Genomic DNA, 26,048 nt, shown 5'->3' on the forward strand with positions numbered 1-26,048 from the left:
AGATGACAGCACAAAAGGGCAAATGCGATGTCAGCCGAAACCGACATGATCAAGCTATATTCCGCGCGTATCCTTGCGCTGGCGGCCGATATGCCGCGCAATGCGCGCCTGTCTGCCCCCACAGCCAGCGCGAAAAAGCGCGCACCTTTGTGCGGATCGAATGTGACGGTGGATATCGTGCTGCAGGACGGCGTGATCACCGATTTCGGGCAGGATGTGAAAGCCTGCGCGCTTGGGCAGGCGGCGGCGGCTGTCGTGGGCGGCGCGATCGTCGGGCTGACCGAACAGCAGGTGCAGGCCGGGCGCGATGCGTTGCAGGCGATGCTGACATCGGGCGGGCCGGTGCCGCTTGCCCCGTTTGACGGGCTGGAGGTGTTGGAACCCGCGCGCGATTACAAGAACCGTCATGCATCCATCATGCTGGCGTTTGACGCCACGCTGGACGCGCTGCAAACTGCCAAGGCCCGCACATAAAAAACCGCCGCGCATCCGGGGCAGGATGGCGGCGGCAGGTTTTGCGGTATCTGGTCCAAAGGCATCAGGCAAAGGCAAATCCGGATGTCAGGCGGGGTGGTGTCATTGCAAGGTGGGACAGGCAATGGTCAGGACCAGAAAGCCGCGCAGCAGGTCAGATCGGCCCGGGCAAGGCCAATCCGACAAACAACAGCACCATCAAGGCGACAATGCCCAGGGCATCCCCGATCAGCGTGTGACGCGAACGGATCAGAATGGTTGTGATTTCTTTCGCCATGTCAGTGTTCCCTTAATATTCTGTTGCCACTTTGTTCTCATATTGAACCGTGGCTGTAAAGACTTTTTAAGAACATTTTAAGAACATTTTGCGCAAGATCGGTGTGTGAGGCGTTAACCGATTGAAATCAAACGGATCGCGCGGTCCTGCTCCAAGAGCCATAGCAAGGCGCGGGCGGCCTGCCCGCGCGGCGTTTGCAGATCGGGGTCGTCATGCAGCAGCTTGCGCGCATCCGATTGCGCGACGGCCATCAGCCCCGCCTGCCGTTCTAGGTCGGCGATGCGGAACCGTGGCAGGCCCGATTGCGCGGTGCCGATGACATCGCCCGCGCCGCGCATGGCCAGGTCTTCTTCGGAGATGCGGAAACCATCCTCGGTCTCGCGCAGGATTTCGAGCCGCTTGCGGCCGTTTTCGGACAGGGGCGGTTGATAGATCAGCAAGCAGGTCGATGCCGCAGCCCCCCGCCCAACGCGGCCGCGCAGCTGGTGCAATTGCGCCAGACCAAAACTTTCGGCGCCTTCGATCATCATGATCGACGCGTTTGGCACGTTCACGCCCACCTCGATCACGGTTGTGGCCACCAGAACGCGGGTGTCGCCGCTGACGAACCGCGCCATGGCCGCGTCTTTTTCGGTGACAGGCATCTGGCCATGCACAAGCCCGACGACCGTATCGCCCAAGGCCGCCCGCAGGCGTTTGAACCGGTCTTCGGCGGCGGTCATCTCGATGATCTCGCTTTCCTCGACCAAAGGGCAGACCCAATAGGCCTGCCGCCCATCCGCGACGGCGGCGCGCAATTTGGCCACGATTTCATCCATCCGCGCAGCAGAGACCAGCGCGGTCTGCACCGGTTTGCGCCCGGGCGGTTTTTCATCCAGCACCGACACATCCATGTCGCCATATTGCGCCAGAGCGAGCGATCGCGGGATTGGCGTGGCGGTCATCACCAGCACATCGACCGCGCGCCCCTTGGCGCCCAGTTCCATCCGTTGCGCCACGCCGAAACGGTGCTGTTCGTCGATCACCGCCAGCCGCAGGTCATGGAAATGCACGTCTTTCTGGAACACCGCATGGGTGCCAACAAGGATCTGGATATCGCCTTGTGCCAAAGCGGCCAGTTTCGCGGCGCGATCGCGGCCCTTGTCGCGGCCGGTCAGCACATCAAGCCGGACACCAGCGGCGGCGGCCAGCGGCTCCAGCCCTGCGTAATGCTGCCGCGCCAAGATTTCGGTGGGCGCCATCATCACGCCCTGCCCGTCCGATTCCACCACCTGCAACAGCGCCATCATCGCAACGAGCGTCTTGCCCGACCCGACATCGCCCTGCAACAGCCGGTTCATCCGCAAAGGTGCGGCCAGATCGGCCCCGATTTCGGCAATGGCACGGGTCTGTGCGCCTGTCGGGCTGTAAGGCAAGGCGCCAAGGACGCGTTTTTGCAACCGCCCGTCGCCTGCCGATGCCACCCCTTTGGCGCGGCGCGCATTGGCCCGCGCCAAGGCCAGCGTGATCTGATGCGCCATCAATTCATCATAGGCAAGCCGTGCGCGTGCCGGATGATGCGGCGACAGATCAACAGGCGATTGCGGATTATGCGCCAGATGCAGCGCCTGCGCCCAATCGGGCCAGCCTTCGCGCGCCTTTTGCGCAGGGTCGATCCAATCGGCCAGATCGGGCAGCAGCGCCAGTGCGGATCTTGTCGCTTTCCACATCACCTTTTGCGTCAGGCCCGCATGCAACGGATAGACCGGTTCAAAGGCGGGGATCGTGTCGGCATCCAGCGGAGGCAGCACATGATCGGGATGCACGATCTGCGCGATCCCGTCGAACAGTTCAAGCTTGCCCGACACCACCCGCCGCTGGCCCGTCGGCAGCAGCTTTTGCAGATAATCGCCGCGCAGGTGAAAAAACACGAGCTGAAACGATGTTTCCGCATCCTGCACCGTGATCCGGTAAGGTTTGCCCTTGGTCTTTGGCGGCAGATGCAGGCCGACCGTCACCTCGACCGTGACGATACAGGGCGCGATCACCTCGCGGATGGACGCACGGCGGCGGCGGTCCACGCCCGATACCGGCAGGGTCAGCAACAGATCGGCAGGTTTGGCGATACCCGCATCGCTCATCACCTGTGCTGTCTTGGCGCCCACCCCGTCCAGCTGCGTCAGCGTGCCAAACAGCGGGAAAAGAGCCTCTGGCCGGCCCGTCATGCGCTGCCGATCAGCGCAAGCCAGCCGTCCTCGTCCATGGTGCGGATGCCAAGGGCCTCGGCCTTGGCGGCTTTGGACCCGGCCCCCGGGCCTGCCACAAGGATATCGGTCTTGGCGCTGACCGATCCTGCGACCTTGGCTCCCAAGGATTCGGCGCGCGCCTTGGCCTCTGCGCGGGTCATCTTTTCCAGCGTGCCGGTGAACACCACGGTCAGGCCCGACACGGGGCTGTCGCTGGCGATCTTGGGCGCGTCTTGTACGTCAAGCTGGGCGACAAGGGCGGCGATGGATGCGGCCTCTGACGGGTTTTGCAGGGTTGTGATCAGCGATGTGGCCATCACGGCCCCCACGCCATCAATGCTGGTCAATGCGTCCCATGCGGGGCCTTGCCCGATGTGCGCCGCTTGCATCGCGGTCGCAAAACCCGCCCATGACCCGTAATGATTGGCCAAAAGTGCAGCCGAGCTTTCGCCGACATGCCGGATCCCCAAAGCATAGATCAGCCGGTTGAGCGCGATCGCGCGCTTATCATCGATGGCGGCAAACAGGTTGTCAGCGCTTTTCGCACCCCAGCCTTCGCGGTTTTTCAGCTGTTGCAACCCCTGCCCATACCGCGCGCGCAGCGTAAAGATATCGACGGGGGTCGTGATCCAGCCATCGGCATGAAATTGTTCGACCTGCTTGGCGCCCAGACCTTCGATGTCGAATGCCGCACGCGATACAAAATGTTTCAACCTTTCAACAGCTTGCGCGGGGCAAATCATCCCGCCGGTGCAGCGGCGAACCGCATCGCCCGGATCGCGGATCGCGGGTGATCCGCATTCGGGGCAGGTGTCGGGAAAGATATAGGGCGTGGCCCCTGCGGGCCTGCGCGCGCTATCGACATCTTTGATCTTGGGAATGACGTCACCGGCGCGGTAGACCTGCACCCAATCGCCGACGCGAATATCGCGGCCCTGCCGGATCGGCTGACCATCGCCGCCGCGCCCTGCGATGTAATCCTCGTTATGCAGGGTCGCATTTGACACGACGACCCCGCCAACGGTGACCGGCACCAGCCGCGCCACAGGTGACAGCGCACCGGTGCGCCCAACCTGAATATCAATGGCGTCCAGCACGGTCCAGGCCAGTTCGGCGGGGAATTTATGCGCAATCGCCCAACGTGGCGTGGTGGAGCGGAACCCCAGCCTTTGTTGCAGCGCCAGATCATCGACCTTGTAGACAACGCCGTCGATGTCATAGCCAAGGCTGGCACGCTGCGCCTCGATCCCGCTATAGATTGCGATCAGATCGGCGGGGCTGTCGCAGGTCGCAGTCAGCGGGTTGGTGGCAAAGCCCAGTTCTGCCAGCCGCGCGATAGCCCCTGATTGGGTGGCAGCCAGCGGCGCAGACAGCGCCCCCCAGGCATAAGCAAAAAACCGCAACGGACGCGCGGCGGTGATACCCGCATCCAGCTGGCGCAATGAGCCTGCGGCGGCGTTGCGCGGATTGGCAAAGGTCTTGGCGCCCTTGTCGGCCTGCCGCGCGTTCAGGGCCGCGAAATCATCATGGCTCATGTAAACTTCACCGCGCACCTCCAGCACGGCGGGCGCGCCTGTCAGACGCTGGGGAATATCGGCGATGGTGCAGGCATTGGCGGTCACGTTTTCGCCCACTGCCCCGTCGCCGCGCGTGGCGGCTTGCACCAATACGCCGTCCTCATAGCGCAGCGACAGCGACAGCCCGTCGATCTTGGGCTCTGCGGTATAGCGCAAAGGCTGATCTGCCGTCAGCCCCAGATATTTGCGCAGACGTTCGTCAAAGTCGGTCACATCGTCGTCGCTGAATGCATTGCCCAGCGATAGCATCCGCACCGCATGCTGCACCTTCCCAAATCCGTCGGCCACCACGGCACCAACCTGATCGCTGGGGCTGTCGGCGCGTTTGAGCTCGCGAAAGCGCGCCTCGATCGCGGCGTTGCGCTGTTTCAGGGCGTCGTAGGCGGCATCACTGATCTCGGGGGTATCATTGCGGTGATAGGCAGTATTGGCTTGAGCCAAGGTTTGCGCCAAGCGGGCCAGCTCGACCATGGCCTCCGCTCGGGTCAAATCCGCAACGGCGATGGTTGCGGTATCATGATCCTGTTTTGATGTGCTCACCACCTGCCCCCACTTCACGCGCGTCATGCCGCGCGCCAGATAGTGTTACGCAGGCCAGCCGCCAAGGTCCAGCCGACAAACTGGACCCGGCGGCAACGGCGGATGCTGGGCCTATGCCCCGATGGCCAGTTTTGCGGCAGGTTTCACAGATTCCGGATCGCGCAGGACATAGCCGCGCCCCCAGACGGTTTCGATATTGTTTTCACCATCTGCCGCTTCGGATAATTTCTTGCGCAGCTTGCAGATGAAGACATCGATGATCTTCAATTCAGGTTCATCCATTCCGCCATAAAGGTGGTTCAGGAACATTTCCTTGGTCAGCGTCGTGCCCTTGCGCAGCGATAACAATTCCAGCATCTGGTATTCCTTGCCGGTCAGATGCACGGTATTTCCGGCCACTTCGACCGTCTTGGCATCCAGGTTCACGGCGATCTGCCCGGTGCGGATAATGGATTGCGCATGCCCTTTGGACCGGCGGATAATTGCATGAATCCGCGCGACAAGCTCTTCGCGGTGGAACGGTTTTGTCAGGTAATCATCCGCGCCAAACCCGAAGCTTTTCAGCTTGCTTTCAGTGCCATCATCACCGGTGAGGATCAGGATCGGCGTGTCGATCCTGCTTAGCCGTAGCTGGCGCAAAACCTCATGTCCGTTCATGTCCGGCAGGTTCAGGTCCAGCAGGATCAGGTCGTAATCGTAAAGCTTGGCCAAATCGATGCCTTCTTCGCCAAGATCGGTGGTATACACATTTAAATTGGCATGGGTCAGCATCAATTCGATACTTTTCGCCGTTGTAGGGTCATCTTCAACCAGCAGCACGCGCATAGGGATTCTCCACTCTTACAATTACGTCTCACCTTTGTCGAAAAAGGTTAACCACGTGTTACCAACGCAGAATTCTACGGACGCACCCTATGGCTGTCTATACCGCTGTAATGCTGTTGCTTTTAGGGCAACCTCGCCATGCGCGGTGACAGCAGCCTCCCAAGCGGCCATTTCCTCTTCGGACAGGTCATAGGTTTCCAAGGCTTCGGTGCGCGTGATCAGCCCATGCGTCACCGCCCGCACAACAGCGGCCTTGCGCGATGCGACCCAGCGGCTGGTCGTCTTGTCCGGCAGGTCGGCGCGTGTCATCGTTGACCCGTCTGGCAGGGTGACGGCACGCCGCCCTTCGATCTTTCGCAAATACATGTGGCACCCCTTTCAGGAAACTCCCGCAGATGATATGCCGAGCGCAACTTAATGAGAGGTGTAGCCGCACCTTGAGAATGCATAGCATTTTCCTATATTTCGACCTGTTCTTGAACCGACGGACCTGCCATGCCCCTTGAATCCCCGATCAACTCGCTTGGTTTTGCCAAGGCCCCTGCCGATACCCGCGTCGTCGTGGCGATGTCGGGCGGCGTGGATTCATCCGTCGTCGCCGCCAAACTGGCCGAAGAAGGCTATGATGTCGTCGGCGTGACCCTGCAACTTTACGACCACGGGGCGGCGCTGGCGAAAAAAGGCGCGTGCTGCGCGGGCCGCGATATCCATGATGCGCGCCGCGTGGCCGAAGAAATGGGATTTCCGCATTATGTGCTGGATTATGAAAACACCTTCCGCGAAGCGGTGATGGATGAATTCGCCGACAGCTATCTGGGTGGTGCAACCCCTGTGCCCTGCATCCGCTGCAATGAACGGGTGAAATTCAAGGACCTGCTGCAAACCGCCCGCGATCTGGACGCCGATTGCATGGCGACCGGCCATTACATCCAGCGCAAGATGGGCGTGCAGGGTGCCGAATTGCACAGCGCTGCCGATGCGGCCAAGGATCAAAGCTATTTTTTGTTCTCAACGACGCAAGACCAGCTTGATTACCTGCGCTTTCCGTTGGGCCATCACAAAAGCAAGGATGAAACCCGTGCTTTGGCCGCGAAATACGGGCTCAGCGTGGCAGATAAACCCGACAGTCAGGATATCTGCTTTGTCCCCAACGGCGATTACGCCGCCGTGATCGAAAAACTGCGCCCCGGTGCAGCAAGCCCCGGCACGATCGTGGATATCAACGGGCAGGTGCTGGGCCAACACAACGGCGTGATCCATTACACCGTGGGCCAGCGGCGCGGGCTTGGCATCGGCGGTCTGGCCGATCCGCTTTATGTGGTGCGGCTGGATGTGGACAAAAAACAGGTCATCGTCGGGCCAAAGGACATGCTGGCCACCCGCCGCGTGCCGTTGCGCGAAATCAACTGGATCGGCGGGGGCAAGCTGACCGATATCGCAGAACGCCAGATCGCGGTGCGCGTGCGCTCCACCCGCCCGCCGACGGACGCGATCCTGCGCCCGATCTCGGACACCGAGGCAGAGGTCGAATTGCTGGTTGCCGAACAAGGCGTCTCGCCCGGGCAGGCCTGCGTGTTTTACGACACCGACAGCACCCGTGTGCTGGGCGGCGGCTGGATCTGGCGCGGACAATAAACCCCGCGCCCGCTGGCCCCGCCCCTGACTTCTTATTTCCAAAAATACTCATCTTATCCCGGACGTTTTCCGGGAAAAAGGGGCAGCGCGGCCTAGCGTGCCCCGCGATAGGCTTTCAACCCGCCCGCGATGAATTTGGCGTTTTTATACCCCATCGCTTTGAGGCTGGCCGCCGACAGCGCGCCACGGTTGTTGGCATTGCAATAGCACAAGATCGTCGTTTCAAGATCGGGCAGCACAGTTTCGATATTCATCTCCAGCTTGCCACGGCTGACATGCACCGACCCCGCAATATGATCCAAGTCATGTTCTTCCTTGTCGCGGATATCCAGCGCCACCGCTCCCGCTGCGATTAGGCTGTCAACCGCGCTGGCGGGGACTTCGTCGGTCTGCGCGCGTGCGGCATCGGCCATTGCCTGAAACTTGCTGGTATATTGCATTTGCTGTCATCCTTTTGAACCTTGCAGCAGGCATAGCCGCCACAGCCGTATCGGATCGGTGACATTATCACCAATCGCGCAAAAATCGCTGGCAGATCAGCGCCACCAGCATTACCCAAGGGCCATGATTTATACATCCGCCTCTGACTGGCGCGCCGCGCCGCAAAAACGGGTCCTGTTCTTCGCAATGTCGGGGCTGGGCAAGACCTATCTGTCCAGCATGCTGCGCCAGACCGGCGACTGGTTCCATTATTCTATCGATTACCGGATCGGCACGCGGTATATGGGCGAATATATCGCCGACAATGCCAAACGCGAGGCGATGAAAGTGCCGTTCCTGCGCGACCTTTTGCGCAGCGACAGCATCTATATCGGGTCGAACATTTCGTTCAACGACCTGCGGCCGATGTCGTCCTATCTGGGCAAACCGGGCGATCCGGCCAAGGGCGGGCTGCCTTGGGATGAATACACCCGCCGTCAGGACCAGTTCCAGCGCGCGGAAGTGGCGGCGCTGCATGACACCGGCCATTTCATCACACGCTCGCATGATCTTTACCAATATCCGCATTTCGTCTGCGATACCGGCGGGTCGATCTGCGAATGGGTCGATGTCACCGATCCGAATGATCCGATCATGACGGATTTGGCGTCCAAGACGCTGATGGTCTGGATCGAAGGCACAGACGCCCATACTGCCGAATTGATCCGCCGGTTTGACCGCGAACCCAAACCGATGTCCTATGATCCGGTGTTCTTGCTGGCGACATGGACCGCCTATCTGGCGGAATTCAACGCAGCCCCAGATGATGTGGACCCTGATGATTTTATCCGCTGGGCCTTTGCCAAGGCTTTGGCGCATCGTCAGCCGCGTTACAAGGCGATGGCGGATCGCTGGGGGATCACCGTCGCGCAGGATGATGTGGCACAGGTCAAGGATGCCGCGGGTTTTATCGACATGATCGCTCAGGCCCTTGAGAAGCGTGGGTGACGGGCTTATCTGCACCGTTCTGCAAGGATAACGTTCATGCCAATTAAATTGCCATCCGCCCTGCCCGCCTATGATGTCCTGTCCAAAGAAGGCGTCATGGTGCTGGACGAGGTGACTGCCGCGCGCCAAGATATCCGCCCCTTGCGGATCGCATTGCTGAACCTGATGCCCAAGAAAATCCAGACCGAAAACCAGTTCGCCCGCCTGATCGGGGCGACACCTTTGCAGATCGAGTTTTCACTGATCCGGATGAGCGAACACCAGACCCGCAACACCGCCGCCGAACATATGGAAGAGTTTTACAAACCCTTTTCCGAGGTACGCGACGAAAAATTCGACGGGCTGATCATCACCGGCGCGCCGATCGAACATCTGCCGTTTCACGATGTCACCTATTGGGACGAGCTGACGCAGGTCTTTGACTGGACCCAGACCCATGTGCATTCCACCTTTGGCGTCTGCTGGGGCGGGATGGCGATGATCAATTATTTCCACGGGGTCGAAAAACACCTGCTGGACCAAAAACTGTTCGGCTGCCTGCACCATCACACCACTGCCGCCGGTTCCCCCTATCTGCGCGGCTTTTCGGATGATTGCGTGATCCCCGTCAGTCGCTGGACCGAAATGCGTCAGGATGAGATCGACGCCGTGGCGGGGCTGAAAACCCTGATCACCAGCGCCGAGGCCGGGCCGGCGCTGGTCGAGGATGCAGCACATCGCGCGCTCTATATCTTCAACCATTTCGAATATGATACGACCACGCTCAAACAGGAATATGACCGCGATATCGCCAATGGCACGCCGATCAATGTGCCGGTCAATTACTATCCGGGTGACGACCCGTTGCAGGCACCACAGAACCGCTGGCGCAGCCATGCGCATCTTCTTTATGGCAATTGGATCAACGAAATCTATCAGACCACCTATTTCGATCTGGATAAAATTGGCACTTAAGGCGATCACCCTTGGCGCGATCGCGCTGGGCCTTGGGGCGGTGCTGACCACTGGCATGGCCGCGCTGCGCGCTGACAGGATCACAGCAGCCTTTCCGCCGGTGGGCAACTTTGTCGAGGTGACAGGCGGGCGCGTTCATTATGTGCAGGCAGGGCAAGGGCCGGATGTAATCTTGTTGCATGGCGCGGGCGGTAATCTGCGCGATTTCACCTTTTCGCTGATGGATCACCTGACCGACCGCTACCGCGTGACCGCCTTTGACCGCCCCGGCATGGGCTATACCGACCGGGTGCCGGGGATCGCGACAGGCGCTTTTGCCACCGAAGGCGACAGCCCCGCAGCACAGGTTGCCATGCTGCGCGAGGCGGCAGGCGCTTTGGGCATCACCGCACCAATCGTCGTCGGGCATAGTTTCGGTGGCATTGTTGCCCTGGCATGGGCCACGACCGGTCTGGACCGCGTTGATCCGACCAATGCCAGCGCGGTGGTATCTTACGGCGGTGTTGCCATGCCCTGGCCCGGCGACCTTGGGTCTTATTACATGGTCAACGGCAGCGCGCTGGGCGGTGTGGTGATCCCGCTGATCAGCGCCTTTATTCCCAAAAGCAAGGTGGATGATGTTGTCGCCACCACCTTTGCGCCCCAAGCGCCACCCGCGGGCTATATCGCCCATCTGGGGGGCGAGCTGGCTCTGCGCCCCGGCGCGTTTCGCGCCAATGTGCGGCAGGTCAATACCCTGCGCCCCTTTGTCGTAGAGATGGCGGAGCTTTACCGGCAGATCACGATCCCGATTGAAATCATCCATGGCACCGCCGATACGGTCGTGCCGATCCATGTGCATGCCGAAGAGCTGATCAAGATCGCGCCCACCGCCAATCTGGTCCGGCTGGAGGGCATCGGCCACCAGCCTCATCATTCCCGCCAGCCTGAGGCGATTGCCGCCATCGACCGCGCCGCAGCCCGCGCCGGATTGCGCTAGGCGGCGCGCACCCCCATACTGGTGCGACAAACCGCGAAAGAATTTCATGGAACGGCCATTCGACGGCGCGATCAGCCGCTATTTTAACCAAGACGCGCCGCAGGCCATCCGTGACCTGATCAAGGGCAGGGCCAATGATGGCATCCTCAACCCGCACTTTCCCTATGACAGTCGGTACGACAAGGATGATTACACCGATGCGATGAACCGGCTTCAGGTCGAATTGGTGAGGATGCAGGCCTGGGTCCGCGACACCGGCCAACGCGTTGTGGTGGTTTTTGAGGGACGCGACGCCTCAGGCAAAGGGGGCACGATCAAACGGTTCCGCGAAAACCTCAACCCGCGCGGCGCGCGCCTTGTCGCCCTGCCCAAACCCAGCGATCACGAGGCGGCCCAATGGTATTTCCAACGCTATGTCGCGCATCTGCCCGCCAAGGGCGAAATCACCCTGTTCGACCGCAGCTGGTACAATCGCGGCGTTGTCGAACATGTGTTCGGGTTCTGCACCCCGGAACAGCGCGCCTGCTGGTTTGCGCAGCTTCCTGAATTCGAGCATATGCTGGCCAATGAAGGGATCATCCTGTTCAAGATCTGGCTCAATATCGGGCGGGCGACGCAATTGCAGCGGTTTCTGGACCGCGAGCAAGACCCTCTCAAGCAATGGAAACTCAGCCGGATTGATGTTGACGGTTTGGCGCTGTGGGATGCGTATTCTGACGCGATCCGCGAAACGCTGGACCGGACCCATCTGACATTTGCACCCTGGACCGTCGTGCGGGGCGATGACAAGCTGCGCGCGCGGATAAATGTGATCAGGTCGATCCTGCATCAGCTTGATTACAAACGCAAAGATGTCGATGCTTTGGGTGTTGTGGACCCCAAAATCGCCGGTGGCCCCGATCTGTGGCATGACTAAGCGGGGCTATCATCACGGCAATCTGCGCGCCGCATTGATCGACGGCTGTCTGCGGCTGATTGAAATGCGCGGGCCAACAGGGTTCACCCTATCCGAAGCCGCGCGCGAGGCAGGTGTCACCCCCGCGGCGGTCTATCGGCATTTCGCCGGGCGTGAAGACTTGATCGCCGCTGCCGCCCAGGAAGGCTATGCCATTTTCGCCGATCTGATGGACCATGCTTTTGCGGATGGGCAACCGTCGGCGCTGGCGGCCTTCGGGGCGACGGGGCGGGCCTATCTGGCCTTTGCGCGGCGCTATCCGGGGCATTACATCGCAATGTTCGAATCGGGCGTGTCGATCAACCATTCGCCGGAATTACATGCCGTGGCGACCCGCGCGATGGGCGTGCTCGAAAAGGCGGCAGCCGCGCTCAGCCAACATATCCCCGCCGACAAACGCCCGCCTGCGCAGATGTTCAGCGCCCATGTCTGGGCGATGTCGCATGGGGTGGTGGAATTGTTCGCGCGCGGCAATCCGGGCCGGACAAGTCCCTTTCCCCCCGATGACCTGCTGGAAACCGGCATTGGCATCTATCTGCGCGGGCTTGGCCTGCTTGACCCCGATACATAGGATCACATCATGGACGGAACTTTCGCGATCATCTTTTTCATCACCGGTCTGACCGATACCTATCTGAATGAATGTCCAACCGGCTGCTACCAGCTGCAAGAGGCGCCCGCGCGTGCGGCTTTGCAGATCAGCGACGTAGTCTTTCAGGACGACAGCATCAGCGAGGAAATCTATGTCACCTATGATCTGGCGCGCCGGTACGGCGTGTTCCAGCCGGTGATCGGGGCCAGTGCGACCAGTGACGGCAGCCTGTGGGTCGGGGCTGGTGCAAAATGGACGACACAAAAGGTGATCGACGGGCCGTTCTTTGTCGAGGCGTCTTTCATGCCGGGGCTTTACGCGCAGGGCGATGGGCCGGACCTTGGGCTGCCCTTGGAATTTCGCAGCGCGCTGGGTGTCGGCTATAGCTTTGACAATGGCGCAACGCTGAGCGTGCTGGCGGATCACCGGTCCAATGGCGATCTGAAGGATCTCAATCCGGGGCTGGAAACGCTGGGGCTGCGCTTTGCCATGGTGCTCGACTGACCCGATCTTCCGAGCCTAAATATCGCCCGCGGAGCGCCGGCGCAGCCGGACAGGCAAGGTGGACTTCACGCCACCCTACGCCAGAATAACCAGCGACCGTTCGTCCCAAACCACCTTGGTCCTGGTGCCGACATCCAGCACCGGCCTGCCGATCAGGTTTTTCATCGCGATATTCAGCGGCTGGTCCACGCCTGCAATGCGCACGTCGTAATAGGTCATGTCACCGTAATAGACGACCTCGTCCACCACGCCGTCGATCAGCTTGCGCTCGGTTGTTTCACCGGCAAACAAGATGGCCAGTGTCTCGGGGCGCACACCAGCCACGGCGGCCCCTTTGTGCAGCGCCATGGGCGCCTGTTCGGCATTCACCGACACACGCCCAAGACCGGCCACATCGACATCGATCGTGTCACCGACCTGCAGCACATCAGCGCGCAAAAAGTTCATCTTGCCGATGAATTCTGCAACCCGCCGCGAATTGGGGCGACGGTAGAGCGTTTCGGGATCAGCCAATTGCCCGATCTCGCCTTCGAACATCACGGCGATCCGGTCGGACATGACCAAGGCTTCTTCCTGATCATGGGTGACCAGAATAAAAGTAATGCCGACATGGCGTTGCAGGCGGATCAATTCGACCTGCATCTGTTCGCGCATCTTTTTGTCCAGCGCGGACAAAGGCTCATCCAGCAGCAAAACCTTGGGTTTCAGGATCAGCGCGCGCGCCAGGGCGACCCGCTGACGCTGCCCCCCCGACAGGGCATGCGAGGCGCGCTTGCCATAGCCGGACAGGCCAACCATGGCCAAGGCATCTTCGACCATCTTGGCCTTGTCGTCCTTGTTCAGATCAGTGCGCTTGCGCAGGCCAAAGGCCACATTCTCCGCCACGCTCAGATGCGGAAAGATCGCATAAGATTGAAACACCATATTGGTCGGGCGCAAATTGGCGGAGACGCCGCGCATATCCTTGCCGCCGATCATCACGACCCCGTCGGACACATCCTCCAGCCCCGCGATGGTGCGCAGCAATGTGGTCTTGCCACAGCCTGACGGCCCCAGAAGCGAGAAAAACTCGCCCGTATTGATCGTCAGGTCGATGTCACGCAAAGCATGATAATCGCCGTAATATTTATTGACGCCCTTGAGCGTGATCAAAGCTGTCAAAGAAAGCCCCCTTTGTCTTTTACACCGGCGCGGGCCATGCCGCGGCGGCGCAAAAGCTCTGCAATGGTCAACAAGATGATCGACAGCGCAACCAGAATGGTGCCAAGCGCCATGACAACGGGCAGTGACGCCGGAAACCGCATCAAGCCCCAGATATAGACCGGCATCGTCTGGCTGGTGCCGGACAAAAAGAACGCGATGATGAATTCATCCAGCGAAATGGTAAAGGCGATCAGCATGCTGGAAATGATCCCCGGCATCACCAAGGGCAGCGTGACCAGACGAAAGGCCGAAAACCGGCTTTCGCCCAGATCCATTGCAGCTTCTTCCAGGCTGGGGTCGAGGTTCTGGAATGCGCCGTTCAGGATGGCGATGCAGAAAGGTGTGCAGATCAGCACATGGGCCGCGATGATCGTCCAGTTCGACAGGCCCATATCGAAAATCTGCACCACCACCACCAGCAAGGACACAGCGACGATGATTTCAGGCAGAACCAAGGGCAGCATGATGAACCCCATGATCCCCGCCTTGACCGGAAAGTGGTACATCGCCCCTGCCCTTGCGGCACAGATTCCCAGCAAGGTGGACAGGACCGCCGTCATCACCGCGATGAACAGCGAATTCTTGACCGCCGTGTGCAGCGACCGGTTGGTCATCAACTCGCCAAACCAATCGGTGGTGAAACCCGACAGCGGAAAGGCGATGATCGTCGCGTCATTGAAGGCAAAGATCGGCAACAGCACGATCGGCGCATAAAGAAACACCAAATAGGCAATGGCATAAATACGCAGGCTCATGACCGGCCCCGCAGCCAGCGCCGGTTGAGCAAGATGAACACAAGGCTGATCGCCGTGACCGACAGCATCGCCACCACCGCCAGTGCCGCGCCCAACGGCGCATTATTCAGCGCCAGAAATTGGGTTTGGATCATGTTGGCAATCAGCTTGCCACCGGCCCCGCCCATCAATTCAGGGGTGACATAATCGCCAATGGTCGGGATAAACACGATCAGCACCGCCGCCACCACGCCCGGCATCGCCAAGGGCAAGGTCACGCGGAAAAACGTCATCACCTTGTTTTCCCCCAGATCACGCGAAGCTTCGAGCAGGGACCGGTCGATCTTTTCCAAAGCTACGAAAATCGGAAGGATCGCAAAGGGCGCAAAGGCATGGGCAAGGGTGATGATCACCGCGTTGATATTGTACAAGATGAACGTCAGCGGTTCATCAATCAGACCGATATTCAACAAGCCAGTGTTGATCACGCCGTTATACCCCAGGATCACCTTCCACAAAAACACGCGGATCAGATAAGAGGTCCAGAACGGGATCGTGATCAGGAACAGCCATAGCGATTTGCGGTCGGGGCGCACATGGAACGACACGAAATAGGCAATCGGAAAGGCCAAAAGCACCGTGACCACTGTCACCACCGCCGACACAAACAGCGAGCGTTGCAGCAGCGCGCCATAGATCGGCTGTTCGATGATCTGGCGATAATTGTTCAGCGTGAATGTCGTATCGACATCCATGAAATCCTGGGTCCAGAAACTGAACAAGATGATCGCCCCCAAGGGGAAGGCCATCAACAGCAGCGCATAGAAAAACGGCGGGCTGATCAGTAACAGCCCACGCCCGCCCTCGGATGATGTCAGTTTTTTGAACATAGGCCGATCTTCATTGTCATGCGGGAAAGATCAACATGAAACTCGCGTTAACAGAGATATCAGCGACGGAAATTTTACCATTTGCTGCATTTTTAGCCAATATTGTCCAAGGGTCCGAAACCAAAAAAGGCCTGCAAGATGCAGGCCTTTTTCGAAATGTGAGCAGCTTAGCGCTTGGAGAACTGGAAGCTCTTGCGCGCCTTGGCCTTGCCGTATTTCTTGCGTTCCACGACGCGGCTGTCGCGGGTCAGGAAACCGGCAGCTTTCAGCGCGGGGCGCAGGCTTGGATCATAAAGCTGCAGTGCTTTGGACACGCCATGCTTGACCGCACCGGCCTGACCGGACAGACCGCCGCCCTTGACGGTGGCAACCACGTCGAACTGACCGGCAACACCGGCGATCGAGAATGGCTGCGCCAGGATCATCTGCAACACGGGGCGTGCGAAATAAGTCTTCATTTCCTTGCCGTTGACAGTGACCTTGCCGGAACCGGGGCGAATCCAGACGCGGGCGACCGCATCTTTACGCTTGCCGGTAGCATAGGACCGACCCAGCGCATCGCGCACAGGTTCACGGGGGGCGGCGACGGGGGCTACGACAGCCTCCACACCTTCTGCGACCTGCCCCAGCTCTTCGAGCGAATTGACTTGATCGGCCATTATGCGGTCCTCGTATTCTTCGGGTTCATGGATTTGACATCCAGAACTTCGGGCTTTTGGGCTTCCATGCCATGTTCCGCGCCTGCGAAGATGCGCAGATGGGTCATTTGCTGGCGCGACAGCTTACCACCGGGCAGCATACGCTGAACGGCTTTTTCAATCACGCGCTCGGGGTGCTTGCCTTCAAGGATTTCTGCCTTGGTCTTGGACTTGATCCCGCCGGGGTGGCCAGTGTGCCAGTAATAACGCTCATCGCGCTTGTTACCGGTCATCTGGATTTTCTCGGCGTTGATCACGATCACATTGTCGCCCATATCCATGTGCGGTGTGAAAGATGGTTTGTGCTTGCCGCGCAAGCGCATGGCGATGATCGAGGCAAGACGGCCCAGAACAACGCCTTCAGCGTCGATCAGGATCCATTTCTTGTCGATATCCGCCGGGGTAGCGGTAAAGGTTTTCATATCTCACCAGAAGGTTTGTGGTGGCGCAACGCCACGGTCATTCGGATAGGTGGCTTATAAGCGCCATGAAATGCGCGTCAAGCGGCGTTTATCTGAAATAATCATGCAATAACAGTGCCTTGCAAATTAGGTATCATTATACCCCACAAAACTATACCGAAATCCGCTGTGGCGGATGGGCCAGCAGATCGCGCAGCACATGCATCGCGTCCACAAAGGTCTGATGCGGCACCAGCCCGTTCACCGCAATGCGCACCGCATGCACGCTGCGCCCGTCGCGCAGCGCAAAATCATCGGCGGATTTGATCAGCACCCCTGCGGCATCGGCCGCCTGCAGAAATTCCCCGCTGCGCCAGCCCAAAGGCAGTTCCAGCCAGACAAACGGCACGTCCTCTGACCAGCTGAGCTTGTACATGCCCAGCACATTGACGGCCGCACGGATATCCTGCGCAATCCGGTCCCTGACCGCATCCAGTACGGCGTCGATCCCGGGTTGCGCAAGGATATGGGCATAAAGATCGGTCATCAATCGCGTCACCCCAAAGGAACTGAAGGTCGCGGTGCGCACCAGCGCCGATGTCCAGCCCTGCGGGGCCAGCGCAAACCCGATCCGCAGCGCCGCCGAGATGGATTTTGCCGGTGAAACCACATGCCAGCCCAGATCGGGCAGCAAAGCGCGATAGCTGGGCCCGATATGTGCCGAGCGCATCAGCCGGTAACAATCGTCATCCAGCACATGCACGCCGTACCGCTGCGCGATCCGTGCGATCTGGGTCCGGCGCGCGGGGGTCGTGTGCCGCACCGTCGGGTTGCAGACCTCGGACGAGGTGCAAAAGACCTGCACGCTCTGGGCCTTGATCAACGCCTCAAAGGCCGCGGGGTCAGGCCCCTCCGCATCCCAGGGCACGCCCACCACATCGGCGCGGCACATCGCAGCGGCATAGCGAAAGCCGCCATAGCTCAGCGCATCGACCGCCACGACAGGGCGCGCGCCATGCAGGATGGTCTGCAGGATCATCACGACAGCGCTTTGCCCGCCGTGGGCCGTGACGATATCGTCCACCGTAAAGGCGCCGATCCGCGCGACGCTGAGATAGGTTGCGGCGGCCCTGCGCGCGGCCAGATCGGTCTGCCTGTCGGGATAACGCAACAAGTGTTCGGTCGGCATGGTCTCGGCCAGATGGTGCAGCGCATCGCGGATCATCTGCCCCTGCCCCATGTCCGGCATCTTCGGGCTGAGCAGATGCGCCACATCGGCGGCATGTGACAGGCGGTCATCCGCCGCCAGAATCGCAGGGCTGGCCGGGCGCAGGCTGCGCTGTGCGGGGGCCACAAAGGTGCCGCGCCCGACAGCCGCGATCAGACGGCCTTCTTCGGTCAGCAGCTGATAGGCCCGCGCGACAGTCCCCGGTGTCACGCCGATCTGATAGGCCAGATCACGCACGGGCGGCAGTTTGGCCTCTGGTGCCAATTGTCCCGATAAGATTGCTTCACGGATCGCCTGCGCCAGTGCTTTGAATTTCGATTTCCCTGCAAGGCCAAGCGGTGATTTGAAAATTGTATCCGATACAATCATTTCATAGACCTTTCGTCGGCGCGCATTGTATCGTTCTATTGTAGCGGCAAGCTACATTGTGTCAATACAATACGAGAGGATTGTTCCATGTCATATACGATCCAGCCAATGCAAATCGCGGTGCTGACCAGCCAGTCCCATGTGCCGGTCATGGCCGGACTGGCCCTGCGTTTCGCGGTAATGGTGACCACATGGGACCTGCGCCGACGCACCCGCGCGCATTTGCGCGACCTGCCGTCCTATCTTTTGCCCGATATTGGCCTGGACCACCCCGCGGCGATGGCCGAAGTGTCCAAGCCTTTCTGGCGGGCCTGACAGCCCCGCCTCTTCCTGACTGGGCCGGGGTTTCCCGGCCCATTTTTCAGGTAGGCGGGATTGCATAGGTCAGGCTGGCGCGCGCCACCGGTGCCGCCTGCCCCGCGCTGTAAATCAACGCATCGACCACGGCCAGCGCACGGCCAAGTTTCAGCAACCGCGCCTCGCAGACCAGCATCTGGCCCGCGGCGGGCTTGCGCATGAAATCAATGCTGCAATTGGTGGTGACCGCCAGCGCCTTGGGGCCGATATTGGCCAACACGATCAGATAGGCGGTGACATCGGCCAGCGCGAACATCGCAGGCCCCGAGACCGTACCACCCGGGCGCAGGTGGCGGTCTGCGACCTGCATCTGCACGCTGATCCGGTCCGGCGCCAGATCGGCGATGATAAAATCACCCCGCACCTGTGCAAATTCCTTGTCTAGAAACCCGTGCAGGGCGATTGCATCCATTTTCAGCGTCATGACTTTCCCTCGCCCCCATGCTGGCCTAGCATGCGACGACACATGACAAAGGACAAGCCGATGGATATCCTGCTGCGCCAAGACCGTGACCATATCGCCCATCTGACGCTGAACGCGCCAGACAGGCTTAACGCGCTCTCAGATGCGATGCTGGCAGCCTTACAGGGCGCGCTGGACCAGATTGCCGATGACACAGCGATCCGCGCCGTGATCATCGCGGGCAATGGCAAGGCTTTTTGCGCCGGCCATGACCTGCGCGAAATGCAGGCAGGGCGACAGGCCGGCGATGGCGGGGCGGCCTATTTCGCGGATCTGTTCGCGCGCTGCGCCGCCGTGATGCAGCGCATCCAGTCGATGCCGCAGCCGGTGATCGCGCAGGTCCACGGCATCGCCACCGCCGCGGGTTGCCAATTGGTCGCAACCTGTGATCTGGCGATTGCGGCGGATGATACACGCTTTGGCGTCAATGGGGTCAATATCGGGCTGTTCTGTTCCACCCCGATGGTGGCCCTAACCCGCAACATTCCGCGCAAGGCCGCGTTCGAAATGCTGACAACAGGCCGCTTTATCCACACTGACGAGGCCACACGCCTTGGCCTGATCAACCGCGCGGTACCAGCGACGGACCTCGCTGATGAAACCCACAACCTTGCACAGACCATTGCCGCCAAACTGCCTGTCGCAATCAAGATCGGCAAATCCGCATTCTACGATCAGGCGCAACTCTCAACCGCCGAAGCTTATGCCTATACGAGCGCCGTGATGGTCGAGAACATGATGGTGCGCGACACCGACGAAGGGATCAGCGCCTTTCTGGAAAAACGCGCCCCCGATTGGTCATGATCTTCCCAGCCCGTCAATTCGCGCAAGCACGATTTGACGTAATCCCCGCCCGAGGCATAAATGTTCTAAAGACCATATATGCCTGAAAACTTCGTCTCCAGATACTCCAGCAACGGCCCCTCATGCGGCGCAAATCCTGCCGCATGGGTGATCGTCTCGACTGGTGTCCGCAGGCCCCCGAATTGCTGCAGATTGGCGCGCAGCCAGCCTGTCGCGCGTGATGTATCACCCCGCGCCAGATCATCATCCAGATCCGGCACCGCCGCGCGCAACGCCTGATGCAGACAGCCCGCATAGACATTGCCCAGCGTATAGGTCGGGAAATACCCGAACAGCCCTTCGGACCAATGCACATCCTGCAAGACACCATTGGACGGACGGTCGACGGCAAAACCGAAATCGGCGGCGAAACGATCGTTCCACGCCGCCTCCAGATCGCTCACTGCAAGATCACCGGCCACCAGCGCGCGTTCCAGATCGAAGCGCAGCAGCACATGCAGGTTATATTGCAGCTCGTCCGCTTCGGTGCGGATGAACCCGTCGCTGACAAGGTTGACGCAGGCATAAAACGCATCTTCATCGGCAATGCCGAAATCCCCGAACGTGTCGCGCATCTGACCGTAAAGCCAGCCGGTAAAGGCGCGGCTGCGCCCCAGCTGGTTTTCATAAATCCGGCTTTGGCTTTCATGCACGCCCATCGACGCGCCAGCCCCCAGCGGCGTCAGCAGATGCGCGCGGTCGATTCCCTGTTCATAGGCGGCATGGCCGACCTCGTGGATCGTGGAATAGAAACAATTGAACGGATCGGCCGGGTTTGTGCGCGTCGTGATCCGCACATCAAGGCCAGAGCCGCTCGAGAATGGATGCACCGCCTTGTCAATCCGCCCTGTCTGCAGATCATAACCAAAGGCCAGCGCAAGCTTGGTCGACAGCGCAAGCTGCCCTGCCTCGTCGAACAGCCCGCTTAAGGTGGCTGGCTTGGGCCGGTCCAGCACAGCCGCGCGCAACGCCACCAGACGCGGGCGCAGAGCCGCGAACATCGCACTCAGGCTGGCCCCCGTTGCGCCCGGTTCGTAATCATCCAGCAGCGCGTCATAAGGATCGGCATTGCCCGCGATAGCAGCAGCTTCTTCGCGGCGCAGATCCAGCACCTGTTGCAGCATGGGCAAAAAGGCCGCGACATCCTCTTCGGCGCGGGCTTTGGCCCAGATACGATGCGCCCGCGATGTTGCCTGTGCCAGTTCCGTGGCCAGCCGTGCCGGCACCTTGGTCGCGCGGTCGAAACTGCGGCGGATATGACGCAGGTTGGCGGCAGCGACGTCATCGCCAGCCTCGGCCGCCTCCAGCCAGTCACCCACACGTGGGTCGGTGCGACGGGCATGCAGGATGCTGGCCATCGCGCCATGTTCCTCGGCACGCTGCGGGCCAGCGCCACCGGGCATCATGGTTTCCTGATCCCAGCCCAGCCGGCCGGCCACCTGCGCCAAAGCCTCGGTATCGCGCTGAAACGCCATTAGGTCCGTATAGGCTGCCATCACGCGGTCCTGACCGATTGTGGCTTGGGATAGCGCGCCATGAACCGCGCGCGCAGGATCGTGGCCCACAGGATGACAGCCAAGAATTGATGCGATATCGCCAGATGCACGGGCGCCGAATAGATCACCGTTGTGATCCCCAGCACGACTTGCAACGCCATCACCGCCATCATCATGTTGAACGCGGCCCGGATCGCGCGGTTTGCTGATGCGCGCGCGATCCACCAGATCACCAGCGCGCCAGCAAACAACACATAGCCCGCCATCCGGTGCATGAACTGCACCAGCCCTGCATCTTCAAAGAAATTGCGCCAAACAGGATCAAGGCCAAAAGGCTCCGGCGGAAAAAAACCGCCCGCCATCAAGGGCCAGTCGGGAAAGGCACGGCCCGCGTCGATCCCCGCCACCAGCGCACCCAGCAAGATCTGCACAAAGGCCAGCCCGACCAGCACACCGCCCCATTTGACAAGCCGCGCATCCCCCGACCGGCGGGCCTGCAACAGATCAGCCGCCGGACGGCTCAGCAGATAGACATACCAAGAAATGAAGCCAAAAATCACAAAAGCCAGCCCCAAATGCGTGGCCAGCCGGTAAGAAACAACGCTTAACATGCCCTCCTGCAGGCCCGATGCCACCATCCACCAGCCGATCGCGCCCTGCAATCCGCCCAAAGCCCCCAGCAATAACAACCGCCCGGTCCAGCCTGCGGGGATCTGGCGGCGCAGCAGGAAATAGACAAAGCCCAAGGCCCAGACGAGACCAATGAACCGGCCCAGTTGGCGGTGGCCCCATTCCCAGTAATAGATGAACTTGAACTCATCCATGCTCATCCCGCGGTTCATCAGCTGGTATTGCGGGATCTGGCGGTATTTGTCGAATTCGGCCTCCCAGGCTTGGGCCGACAGCGGCGGCAAGGCCCCCGTTACTGGCGCCCATTCGGTAATCGACAGCCCGCTGTCGGTCAGGCGGGTCAAGCCTCCTACGGCGATCATGATCACGACCAGCGCGAACAGCGCCATCAACCAGGCCCTGATCGCCAGCCGCGCACCTTGACCAGCACGGGCGATGCCACCCGGTGTCACGGCCTGTTTGGGGCTGTCGCCGACCTCTTGAAAAATGCTGCGCTTGGTGGACATTTGGCTCTCCGTCTTGCTGCGGCGGAACCTAGGTCCGGCAGGCCCCAAGCGCAAGCGTCAGGGTGCCACAGGGGGCGCTTAACCACGTTCCTTCCAGCGCACCATCTGGCGCAGGATGCCATGCAGCATCTGCACATCCGCACGTGTCAGCGGCAACCGCGACCACAGGTTGCGCAGGTTCATCTGCATATTCGCTGCCTTGTGATCGGGGAAAAAGAACCCCGCCTCGTCCAGCCGGTCTTGATAATGATCGGCCAGTTTTTCAACCTCGAGCTGCGTCGCCCAATCGCCCGGCGCATCATGGCGCAACGCCACCACCTCGCCCGTCACACGGCGCCATTCATAGCCCAGCAACAAAACGCATTGCGCAAGGTTCAGCGATGGGAAATCCGGGTTCACCGGCACAGAGATGATGGCATTGGCGCGCGCGATATCGTCGTTTTCCATGCCCGCGCGTTCGGGGCCGAACATGACCGCCACCTTGCCCCCTGCGGCGATACGCGCATGGGCGTCCTGCATCGCGGCCTCGGGCGACAGGACCGGCTTGGTCAATCCGCGCGGGCGTGCCGTTGTGGCATAAACGAAATCGCAATCGGCAATCGCCGCGGCAGTATCCTCGAACAATTGCGCCTCATCAAGCAACCGGCCCGCCCCGCTGGCCATGGCAACCGCGCGCTGGTTGGGCCAACCGTCGCGGGGCGCGATCACGCGCATCCGGTCCAGACCGAAATTCCACATGCCGCGCGCGGCCGCCCCGATGTTTTCACCCATCTGCGGGCGGATCAGCACAAAGGCGGGCTGCGGATTGGTCATGGGCATCGGCTTTCCTTGCATGAAACTGCGCCCTGTTACGCCGCACCCCGCCCCAAGGCAAGCAAGGCATGGCCAAAGCGGTTGATCCCCGCTAGATACAGGCGAACCCTTTCCAAGACCGGAACAGCCCAGATGTCGGACGCCGCAGACACACCGCAAATCTACTTGATCACGCCATCAGATTTTGATCTGACGAGCTTCCCTGACCGTTTGGCCGCCTGCCTTGATAGCAACGATATCGGCTGTGTCCGGCTGGCGCTGGCCACCAAGGACGACAGCAAGATCGCGCGCGCAGCCGACGCCTTGCGCGCCGTGACCCATGCGCGGGATGTGGCCTTGGTCATCGAAAGCCATGTGTTGATGGTAGACAGGCTGGGGCTTGACGGCGTGCATCTGCTCGACGCAGCCCGATCAGTCAATAAAATCCGCAAAGACCTGGGCGATGACGCCATCATCGGCGCCTTTTGTGGCAATTCGCGCCATGACGGCATGACGGCAGGCGAACTTGGCGCCGATTACGTCAGCTTTGGCCCGGTCGGGGCCTCGGCGCTGGGCGACGGGCGCACCGCCGATCTGGAACTTTTCACCTGGTGGTCGGAAATGATCGAAGTCCCAGTCGTCGCCGAAGGCGCGCTGGATGCCGCGCTGATCCGGCAATTGACACCACATACCGATTTCTTTGGCTTCGGCGATGAAATCTGGCGCGAGGATGACGCGGCAGCGGCTCTTGGCACGCTCCTCAAGGCGATGACCTCTTAAGACTTCTCTTTTCCAAAAATACTCCGGGGTGAGGCGCGCAGCGACGAGGGGCAGCGCCCCTAGCCTGCCAACCCCGCGCGCACCCGGTCCTCCAACGCCCGCGCGAGCGCCTTGCGATCGGTATAATCACGCACCTGTACCGGCAAGTGATAAATCACGCGCACGCGGCCTTGCTGCTTTGCGGCCAAAGTGCGCAGCAGATGCGGTCCAAACCCCATATCACCCCACCAGCCATAGAACCGCGCATCCGCCCCTGTGGGCGCGCAATAGCGCAATGTCACCGGCTGCATCTGCAGATCAGCCCGCAGGGCGGGGTCAAGAAAGGCGGCAAACAATGTCGGTTTGAATGGCAGCACCTGCAAGCCATCGGTCGATGTGCCTTCGGGAAAAAACAACAGTTTGTGCCCCGCCTGCAACCTGTCGCGGAACAGCGCGATCTGGCTCAGCGCATCACGCCGGTCGCGCCGGATGAACACGGTGCCGGTCGCGCGCGCCAGCCAGCCGATACCGGGCCAGCGCGCCACCTCCGATTTCGATACAAAATAGATCCGCTTGCGCGCATTCAGCGCAAAAATATCGAGCCAGCTGACATGATTGGCAACCACCGCACCGGGGCCGCGCATGGGCGTGCCCTGCGTGTCATAACCGATCCCCAACAGCACGAATGCCGCGCGACAGACCGCCTGGGTCACAAAAGGCGTCACAGGACGCCGCTGCCCGAAAAACGGCTTTTCGACCAAGCGGATCAGCACCAACACCAGCAGCCCGCCAAAGACCAGCAGCGCCAAAGGCGCGCCACGGCGCAGCACGCGCATCCAGTCGCGCAAACCCAGCGGCGGATGGTCCGGTGGCGGGGTCCCTTGCCATGTCTCAACCATCGGACAGGGGCCGGCTGTAGATCTGTTTTTGTCGCGTGCTGATGCAGGCTGTGGGCAGGATCAGGCAGACATCCGTGGTGTTGAACGCATGATCGACATACACCCCCTGCCCGACAACACCGCCGATCCGCAGATAGGCCTTGATCAGGGGGGGCGTGTCGCGCATCGCGGCCACGCGGTCGATCTGGTCGGCAGGCAGTGGCGCAAAGTCGACCGCGCCGGCACCTTTGGCCTGCACCAGAAAGGGTTCTGGTGCCAGGTGGCGATGGAACAAAAGGCTGAGCGGTCCGCCAAGATGCTGCAGGTCGGTGCCGTGAAATGACGCAACACCGAACAGCACATCGATCTTTTGCGCCTGAACATAAGCAGCCAGTGCCTGCCACAGATGCATCATCGCCATGCCGCCGCGATAATCGGGGTGCAGGCAGGACCGGCCAAGCTCCAACAATCGCAACCCCGATGTTTTCAGCCGCGACAGGTCATATTCGGATTCGCAATAGAACCGCCCCGCGGCCACCGCGGCCTTTTCGGTTAACAGACGATAAACACCCACCACCTGATCATTTTCTGCGCGGGTTGTATCGCGCAGCAATAAATGAACGGCATGCGCATCGAATCGGTCTTGTTCCAACTGTGCATCATGGTCAACCAACGGGCCGTCGCCCCCCAATTCGGAAACGAAAACCAAATACCGCAAGCGCTGCGCCGCCTGCACGTCACAAATATTTTGCGCAATTGACACTGCAAAATGCGGCGGCATGCGATGGCCTGTTTCCAGATCAGGCGGAGGGTCCTGCATTTCGTTCATTAATGAA

The 26,048-nt window shown here is 60.5% G+C and carries 29 protein-coding genes; 11 read left to right on the forward strand and 18 right to left on the reverse strand.

Going from position 1 to position 26,048, the window contains the following annotated elements:
- Positions 1-27 precede the first annotated feature (27 nt).
- Positions 28-474, forward strand: coding sequence for an iron-sulfur cluster assembly scaffold protein (locus ACPF9B_RS05715; RefSeq protein WP_424179854.1), 447 nt, complete (start codon positions 28-30; stop codon positions 472-474).
- Positions 475-628: 154 nt separating this feature from the next.
- Here ACPF9B_RS05715 and ACPF9B_RS05720 read toward each other — a convergent pair whose 3' ends face one another.
- The 5 genes from ACPF9B_RS05720 to ACPF9B_RS05740 all read right to left on the reverse strand — a co-directional run bounded on the left by ACPF9B_RS05720 (position 629) and on the right by ACPF9B_RS05740 (position 6,284).
- Positions 629-751, reverse strand: coding sequence for a hypothetical protein (locus ACPF9B_RS05720; RefSeq protein WP_007204867.1), 123 nt, complete (start codon positions 749-751; stop codon positions 629-631).
- Positions 752-864: 113 nt separating this feature from the next.
- The gene (gene recG, locus ACPF9B_RS05725) at positions 865-2,955 is read right to left on the reverse strand and encodes an ATP-dependent DNA helicase RecG (RefSeq protein ID WP_424179856.1); all 2,091 of its coding nucleotides are present in this window, start codon (positions 2,953-2,955) and stop codon (positions 865-867) included.
- Positions 2,952-5,120: an NAD-dependent DNA ligase LigA gene (gene ligA, locus ACPF9B_RS05730; RefSeq protein WP_007204865.1), complete on the reverse strand. Its 2,169-nt coding sequence runs from the start codon at positions 5,118-5,120 to the stop codon at positions 2,952-2,954. Before ligA ends, recG begins: the two co-directional genes overlap by 4 nt.
- A gap of 84 nt (positions 5,121-5,204) precedes the next feature.
- Positions 5,205-5,918, reverse strand: a complete 714-nt coding sequence (ctrA, locus tag ACPF9B_RS05735; protein WP_424179858.1) for a response regulator transcription factor CtrA — start codon at positions 5,916-5,918, stop codon at positions 5,205-5,207.
- A gap of 87 nt (positions 5,919-6,005) precedes the next feature.
- On the reverse strand, positions 6,006-6,284 hold the full coding sequence (locus ACPF9B_RS05740) for a DUF1153 domain-containing protein (protein ID WP_424179860.1): 279 nt from the start codon (positions 6,282-6,284) through the stop codon (positions 6,006-6,008).
- Positions 6,285-6,413: 129 nt separating this feature from the next.
- Here ACPF9B_RS05740 and mnmA point away from each other — a divergent pair, with 129 nt between their 5' ends.
- Positions 6,414-7,553 carry a tRNA 2-thiouridine(34) synthase MnmA gene (gene mnmA, locus ACPF9B_RS05745; RefSeq protein WP_007204862.1) on the forward strand — a complete coding sequence of 380 codons (1,140 nt, stop codon included), beginning with the start codon at positions 6,414-6,416 and terminating at the stop codon, positions 7,551-7,553.
- Between the two features lie 92 nt (positions 7,554-7,645).
- Here the strand turns inward: mnmA and ACPF9B_RS05750 are convergent, their stop codons facing one another.
- Positions 7,646-7,993, reverse strand: coding sequence for a rhodanese-like domain-containing protein (locus ACPF9B_RS05750; RefSeq protein ID WP_424179862.1), 348 nt, complete (start codon positions 7,991-7,993; stop codon positions 7,646-7,648).
- A gap of 124 nt (positions 7,994-8,117) precedes the next feature.
- Here ACPF9B_RS05750 and ACPF9B_RS05755 point away from each other — a divergent pair, with 124 nt between their 5' ends.
- The 6 genes from ACPF9B_RS05755 to ACPF9B_RS05780 are packed head-to-tail and all read left to right on the forward strand — an operon-like array spanning position 8,118 to position 12,965.
- Positions 8,118-8,981: a hypothetical protein gene (locus ACPF9B_RS05755; RefSeq protein ID WP_007204860.1), complete on the forward strand. Its 864-nt coding sequence runs from the start codon at positions 8,118-8,120 to the stop codon at positions 8,979-8,981.
- 36 nt (positions 8,982-9,017) lie between these two features.
- On the forward strand, positions 9,018-9,935 hold the full coding sequence (gene metA / locus ACPF9B_RS05760) for a homoserine O-acetyltransferase MetA (RefSeq protein WP_424179864.1): 918 nt from the start codon (positions 9,018-9,020) through the stop codon (positions 9,933-9,935).
- Positions 9,925-10,914 carry an alpha/beta fold hydrolase gene (locus ACPF9B_RS05765; protein WP_424179866.1) on the forward strand — a complete coding sequence of 330 codons (990 nt, stop codon included), beginning with the start codon at positions 9,925-9,927 and terminating at the stop codon, positions 10,912-10,914. Before metA ends, ACPF9B_RS05765 begins: the two co-directional genes overlap by 11 nt.
- A 46-nt stretch (positions 10,915-10,960) precedes the next feature.
- Positions 10,961-11,830, forward strand: a complete 870-nt coding sequence (ppk2, locus tag ACPF9B_RS05770; protein WP_424179868.1) for a polyphosphate kinase 2 — start codon at positions 10,961-10,963, stop codon at positions 11,828-11,830.
- A complete protein-coding gene (locus ACPF9B_RS05775) occupies positions 11,823-12,440 on the forward strand; it encodes a TetR/AcrR family transcriptional regulator (RefSeq protein ID WP_424179870.1) in 618 nt (205 codons plus the stop codon). The genes ppk2 and ACPF9B_RS05775 overlap by 8 nt, the downstream gene beginning before the upstream one ends.
- A gap of 9 nt (positions 12,441-12,449) precedes the next feature.
- The gene (locus tag ACPF9B_RS05780) at positions 12,450-12,965 is read left to right on the forward strand and encodes an acyloxyacyl hydrolase (protein WP_007204855.1); all 516 of its coding nucleotides are present in this window, start codon (positions 12,450-12,452) and stop codon (positions 12,963-12,965) included.
- A gap of 75 nt (positions 12,966-13,040) precedes the next feature.
- Here ACPF9B_RS05780 and ACPF9B_RS05785 read toward each other — a convergent pair whose 3' ends face one another.
- From ACPF9B_RS05785 to ACPF9B_RS05810, 6 genes are all read right to left on the reverse strand, one after another.
- Positions 13,041-14,126: an ABC transporter ATP-binding protein gene (locus ACPF9B_RS05785; RefSeq protein ID WP_040482792.1), complete on the reverse strand. Its 1,086-nt coding sequence runs from the start codon at positions 14,124-14,126 to the stop codon at positions 13,041-13,043.
- A complete protein-coding gene (locus tag ACPF9B_RS05790) occupies positions 14,123-14,923 on the reverse strand; it encodes an ABC transporter permease (RefSeq protein WP_424179873.1) in 801 nt (266 codons plus the stop codon). Before ACPF9B_RS05790 ends, ACPF9B_RS05785 begins: the two co-directional genes overlap by 4 nt.
- The gene (locus ACPF9B_RS05795) at positions 14,920-15,792 is read right to left on the reverse strand and encodes an ABC transporter permease (RefSeq protein WP_424179875.1); all 873 of its coding nucleotides are present in this window, start codon (positions 15,790-15,792) and stop codon (positions 14,920-14,922) included. Before ACPF9B_RS05795 ends, ACPF9B_RS05790 begins: the two co-directional genes overlap by 4 nt.
- A 167-nt stretch (positions 15,793-15,959) precedes the next feature.
- Positions 15,960-16,451 carry a 30S ribosomal protein S9 gene (gene rpsI, locus ACPF9B_RS05800; RefSeq protein ID WP_007204845.1) on the reverse strand — a complete coding sequence of 164 codons (492 nt, stop codon included), beginning with the start codon at positions 16,449-16,451 and terminating at the stop codon, positions 15,960-15,962.
- Positions 16,451-16,912: a 50S ribosomal protein L13 gene (gene rplM / locus ACPF9B_RS05805; RefSeq protein WP_007204844.1), complete on the reverse strand. Its 462-nt coding sequence runs from the start codon at positions 16,910-16,912 to the stop codon at positions 16,451-16,453. Before rplM ends, rpsI begins: the two co-directional genes overlap by 1 nt.
- A gap of 151 nt (positions 16,913-17,063) precedes the next feature.
- Positions 17,064-18,488: a PLP-dependent aminotransferase family protein gene (locus tag ACPF9B_RS05810; RefSeq protein WP_424179878.1), complete on the reverse strand. Its 1,425-nt coding sequence runs from the start codon at positions 18,486-18,488 to the stop codon at positions 17,064-17,066.
- A gap of 87 nt (positions 18,489-18,575) precedes the next feature.
- On the opposite strand from ACPF9B_RS05810, the gene ACPF9B_RS05815 reads away from it, so the two are divergent.
- Complete coding sequence (locus tag ACPF9B_RS05815) at positions 18,576-18,803, forward strand: DUF1127 domain-containing protein (RefSeq protein ID WP_424179880.1); 228 nt, start codon at positions 18,576-18,578, stop codon at positions 18,801-18,803.
- A 46-nt stretch (positions 18,804-18,849) separates the two neighbouring features.
- Here ACPF9B_RS05815 and ACPF9B_RS05820 read toward each other — a convergent pair whose 3' ends face one another.
- Positions 18,850-19,269, reverse strand: a complete 420-nt coding sequence (locus tag ACPF9B_RS05820) for a PaaI family thioesterase (protein ID WP_007204841.1) — start codon at positions 19,267-19,269, stop codon at positions 18,850-18,852.
- A 60-nt stretch (positions 19,270-19,329) separates the two neighbouring features.
- On the opposite strand from ACPF9B_RS05820, the gene ACPF9B_RS05825 reads away from it, so the two are divergent.
- Complete coding sequence (locus tag ACPF9B_RS05825) at positions 19,330-20,112, forward strand: enoyl-CoA hydratase (RefSeq protein WP_424179882.1); 783 nt, start codon at positions 19,330-19,332, stop codon at positions 20,110-20,112.
- 65 nt (positions 20,113-20,177) lie between these two features.
- Here the strand turns inward: ACPF9B_RS05825 and ACPF9B_RS05830 are convergent, their stop codons facing one another.
- From ACPF9B_RS05830 to ACPF9B_RS05840, 3 genes are all read right to left on the reverse strand, one after another.
- Complete coding sequence (locus tag ACPF9B_RS05830; RefSeq protein WP_424179884.1) at positions 20,178-21,647, reverse strand: carboxypeptidase M32; 1,470 nt, start codon at positions 21,645-21,647, stop codon at positions 20,178-20,180.
- Entirely contained in the window at positions 21,647-22,783 is a 1,137-nt protein-coding gene (gene ctaA, locus ACPF9B_RS05835) for a heme A synthase (RefSeq protein WP_424179886.1), read from the reverse strand. The genes ACPF9B_RS05830 and ctaA overlap by 1 nt, the downstream gene beginning before the upstream one ends.
- 78 nt (positions 22,784-22,861) lie before the next feature.
- Positions 22,862-23,602 (reverse strand): RNA methyltransferase, encoded by a 741-nt coding sequence (locus ACPF9B_RS05840; RefSeq protein WP_424179888.1) that lies wholly within the window; start codon positions 23,600-23,602, stop codon positions 22,862-22,864.
- A 126-nt stretch (positions 23,603-23,728) separates the two neighbouring features.
- Here ACPF9B_RS05840 and ACPF9B_RS05845 point away from each other — a divergent pair, with 126 nt between their 5' ends.
- Positions 23,729-24,355 carry a thiamine phosphate synthase gene (locus ACPF9B_RS05845; RefSeq protein ID WP_424179890.1) on the forward strand — a complete coding sequence of 209 codons (627 nt, stop codon included), beginning with the start codon at positions 23,729-23,731 and terminating at the stop codon, positions 24,353-24,355.
- 59 nt (positions 24,356-24,414) lie between these two features.
- Here ACPF9B_RS05845 and ACPF9B_RS05850 read toward each other — a convergent pair whose 3' ends face one another.
- Together ACPF9B_RS05850 and ACPF9B_RS05855 are read right to left on the reverse strand one after the other, a co-directional pair.
- Positions 24,415-25,233 (reverse strand): lysophospholipid acyltransferase family protein, encoded by an 819-nt coding sequence (locus ACPF9B_RS05850; protein ID WP_424179892.1) that lies wholly within the window; start codon positions 25,231-25,233, stop codon positions 24,415-24,417.
- A complete protein-coding gene (locus ACPF9B_RS05855) occupies positions 25,226-26,041 on the reverse strand; it encodes a GNAT family N-acetyltransferase (RefSeq protein ID WP_424179894.1) in 816 nt (271 codons plus the stop codon). The genes ACPF9B_RS05850 and ACPF9B_RS05855 overlap by 8 nt, the downstream gene beginning before the upstream one ends.
- Positions 26,042-26,048: the final 7 nt, after the last annotated feature.

The sequence above is a fragment of the Yoonia sp. TsM2_T14_4 genome (genome assembly GCF_049602355.1).
GTDB lineage: Bacteria > Pseudomonadota > Alphaproteobacteria > Rhodobacterales > Rhodobacteraceae > Yoonia > Yoonia vestfoldensis_A.

What these genes read in the sequence shown, in the direction of transcription:
- rplM (WP_007204844.1), bottom strand. Translation starts at nt 16,912, where the DNA reads ATGAAAACCTTTACCGCTACCCCGGCGGATATCGACAAGAAATGGATC.
- ACPF9B_RS05780 (WP_007204855.1), top strand. Translation starts at nt 12,450, where the DNA reads ATGGACGGAACTTTCGCGATCATCTTTTTCATCACCGGTCTGACCGAT.
- ACPF9B_RS05810 (WP_424179878.1), bottom strand. Translation starts at nt 18,488, where the DNA reads ATGATTGTATCGGATACAATTTTCAAATCACCGCTTGGCCTTGCAGGG.
- ACPF9B_RS05845 (WP_424179890.1), top strand. Translation starts at nt 23,729, where the DNA reads ATGTCGGACGCCGCAGACACACCGCAAATCTACTTGATCACGCCATCA.
- ACPF9B_RS05740 (WP_424179860.1), bottom strand. Translation starts at nt 6,284, where the DNA reads ATGTATTTGCGAAAGATCGAAGGGCGGCGTGCCGTCACCCTGCCAGAC.
- ACPF9B_RS05795 (WP_424179875.1), bottom strand. Translation starts at nt 15,792, where the DNA reads ATGTTCAAAAAACTGACATCATCCGAGGGCGGGCGTGGGCTGTTACTG.
- ACPF9B_RS05755 (WP_007204860.1), top strand. Translation starts at nt 8,118, where the DNA reads ATGATTTATACATCCGCCTCTGACTGGCGCGCCGCGCCGCAAAAACGG.
- ACPF9B_RS05840 (WP_424179888.1), bottom strand. Translation starts at nt 23,602, where the DNA reads ATGCCCATGACCAATCCGCAGCCCGCCTTTGTGCTGATCCGCCCGCAG.
- ACPF9B_RS05775 (WP_424179870.1), top strand. Translation starts at nt 11,823, where the DNA reads ATGACTAAGCGGGGCTATCATCACGGCAATCTGCGCGCCGCATTGATC.
- mnmA (WP_007204862.1), top strand. Translation starts at nt 6,414, where the DNA reads ATGCCCCTTGAATCCCCGATCAACTCGCTTGGTTTTGCCAAGGCCCCT.
- ACPF9B_RS05715 (WP_424179854.1), top strand. Translation starts at nt 28, where the DNA reads ATGTCAGCCGAAACCGACATGATCAAGCTATATTCCGCGCGTATCCTT.
- ACPF9B_RS05855 (WP_424179894.1), bottom strand. Translation starts at nt 26,041, where the DNA reads ATGAACGAAATGCAGGACCCTCCGCCTGATCTGGAAACAGGCCATCGC.
- ACPF9B_RS05850 (WP_424179892.1), bottom strand. Translation starts at nt 25,233, where the DNA reads ATGGTTGAGACATGGCAAGGGACCCCGCCACCGGACCATCCGCCGCTG.
- ACPF9B_RS05720 (WP_007204867.1), bottom strand. Translation starts at nt 751, where the DNA reads ATGGCGAAAGAAATCACAACCATTCTGATCCGTTCGCGTCACACGCTG.
- ppk2 (WP_424179868.1), top strand. Translation starts at nt 10,961, where the DNA reads ATGGAACGGCCATTCGACGGCGCGATCAGCCGCTATTTTAACCAAGAC.
- ctaA (WP_424179886.1), bottom strand. Translation starts at nt 22,783, where the DNA reads ATGTCCACCAAGCGCAGCATTTTTCAAGAGGTCGGCGACAGCCCCAAA.
- ACPF9B_RS05825 (WP_424179882.1), top strand. Translation starts at nt 19,330, where the DNA reads ATGGATATCCTGCTGCGCCAAGACCGTGACCATATCGCCCATCTGACG.
- recG (WP_424179856.1), bottom strand. Translation starts at nt 2,955, where the DNA reads ATGACGGGCCGGCCAGAGGCTCTTTTCCCGCTGTTTGGCACGCTGACG.
- ACPF9B_RS05815 (WP_424179880.1), top strand. Translation starts at nt 18,576, where the DNA reads ATGTCATATACGATCCAGCCAATGCAAATCGCGGTGCTGACCAGCCAG.
- ACPF9B_RS05750 (WP_424179862.1), bottom strand. Translation starts at nt 7,993, where the DNA reads ATGCAATATACCAGCAAGTTTCAGGCAATGGCCGATGCCGCACGCGCG.
- metA (WP_424179864.1), top strand. Translation starts at nt 9,018, where the DNA reads ATGCCAATTAAATTGCCATCCGCCCTGCCCGCCTATGATGTCCTGTCC.
- rpsI (WP_007204845.1), bottom strand. Translation starts at nt 16,451, where the DNA reads ATGGCCGATCAAGTCAATTCGCTCGAAGAGCTGGGGCAGGTCGCAGAA.
- ACPF9B_RS05790 (WP_424179873.1), bottom strand. Translation starts at nt 14,923, where the DNA reads ATGAGCCTGCGTATTTATGCCATTGCCTATTTGGTGTTTCTTTATGCG.
- ACPF9B_RS05830 (WP_424179884.1), bottom strand. Translation starts at nt 21,647, where the DNA reads ATGGCAGCCTATACGGACCTAATGGCGTTTCAGCGCGATACCGAGGCT.
- ACPF9B_RS05820 (WP_007204841.1), bottom strand. Translation starts at nt 19,269, where the DNA reads ATGACGCTGAAAATGGATGCAATCGCCCTGCACGGGTTTCTAGACAAG.
- ligA (WP_007204865.1), bottom strand. Translation starts at nt 5,120, where the DNA reads ATGACGCGCGTGAAGTGGGGGCAGGTGGTGAGCACATCAAAACAGGAT.
- ctrA (WP_424179858.1), bottom strand. Translation starts at nt 5,918, where the DNA reads ATGCGCGTGCTGCTGGTTGAAGATGACCCTACAACGGCGAAAAGTATC.